A 1,254-nucleotide genomic window follows, 5' to 3' on the forward strand; every position below is an offset into this window, starting at 1 on the left:
TAACGCCACGGACAACCTGTTTTGTTTAAATAAAAGATAGCATTCAAGATTTCGCGTAGATCACTTGATCTTGGGCGGCCTGTTGTATAAGGCTCAAGTTCTTCGAAGATTTTTTCGACAATCTCCCATTCTTCATCGGAGATATCGCTTGGATATTTTGGCGAAGAGTTTTTTTCTGAAGTCATATTCACGATATGAGTGGGGTTAATTAACTCGCAAAATTTGCCATATTCTCGAAAAAATCTACTTTAAAATCAATAGTTTAGTTTTTAGACAGCCTCTTATAGAGACTTAAGCAATTAACTATAAATTATATTTTTTATTAAAATAATTTAATATTTTTGTTAGCTGTTTACTTTGAGGGAAATTGTTTCCTTTCAGATAATTTTCAATATTCTTTTTTTGTACATCATCATTTGCATTAGTTTGATTTGATGCATTAGTTTGATTTGGTGGTAAAGCGCTTTCGTAAATTTCACTTGCTAAATTTTCCATGCTTAAATTTTTTGCATTTACAAGCATTAAATTAATTAACAAGCTCATATTCTGCTTTTTTAATTTTTCTTTCAAAGTTAAGTTAGCCATATTAAATCCTAAGTTTTATACTCAATAGAGTTGTACTAACCGAAATCTAACCCGATATTGGTTCTATATCAAGTCCCGCGAACGGTGTGGATGATGACATGGGGAAAGTCCTCGGTCAGCAGCGGCCAGCGTGGTGGTGTGGGTTGGGGCGGAATGTTTGGAATTTTCCTCTGGTCACGAAGCCCCAGCTTCATCACGAGAAAAAGATTTTTCTGCGCATTCCGCGCTTTCAGCGGCAAAAAGACGTAACAAAGCCATCACGCAAACCGCCCAGTCTGATACCGCTGACCGAGTGATTCCTGCATCGTATTGATTAACACAAAGGCTTCTTTTAAATGCCCGCGCTCCAATGGTGAAAGCGCATCTGGCGCTAGAAAATTATCCGGCGGCTCACCATGACGTAATTGTTCAGCTTGATGCCGCATCCGCAATGTTGCAACCAATTCGAGCGCATCCATTAAATTTGCCGCGCCATCCCGACTCAATGCCCCACGCTCGGCGGCGGTTTGTAACCGCTCATTCGTATTATAGTTAATTGCTTAAGTCTCTATAAGAATCCAGGGAATAAATTGCTCAATCCAAGATTGAGCAAAACTTAATTTATAGCTAAGATTTCGCCATGATTTTGCAATAATGTCTTTAAGATCTTCTAAAGACCGAACAAAACTA

2 protein-coding genes and 1 pseudogene are annotated in these 1,254 nt (G+C 38.3%); all 3 read right to left on the reverse strand.

The annotated features are described in order from the left end of the window. Positions 1–185 (reverse strand): transposase (locus tag BLW10_RS13575; RefSeq protein ID WP_143116984.1); only part of this gene is annotated, 185 nt, incomplete at its 3' end. Between the two features lie 118 nt (positions 186–303). Next, a complete protein-coding gene (locus tag BLW10_RS13580; protein ID WP_091335593.1) occupies positions 304–585 on the reverse strand; it encodes a hypothetical protein in 282 nt (93 codons plus the stop codon). 257 nt (positions 586–842) lie between these two features. Beyond that, positions 843–1,112: pseudogene (locus tag BLW10_RS13585) on the reverse strand (putative nucleotidyltransferase substrate binding domain-containing protein); the annotation flags it as partial. Positions 1,113–1,254: the final 142 nt, after the last annotated feature.

This window comes from Allochromatium warmingii, from assembly GCF_900107145.1.
GTDB classification, from domain to species: Bacteria; Pseudomonadota; Gammaproteobacteria; order Chromatiales; family Chromatiaceae; genus Thermochromatium; species Thermochromatium warmingii.

What these genes read in the sequence shown, in the direction of transcription:
- BLW10_RS13580 (WP_091335593.1), bottom strand. Translation starts at nt 585, where the DNA reads ATGGCTAACTTAACTTTGAAAGAAAAATTAAAAAAGCAGAATATGAGC.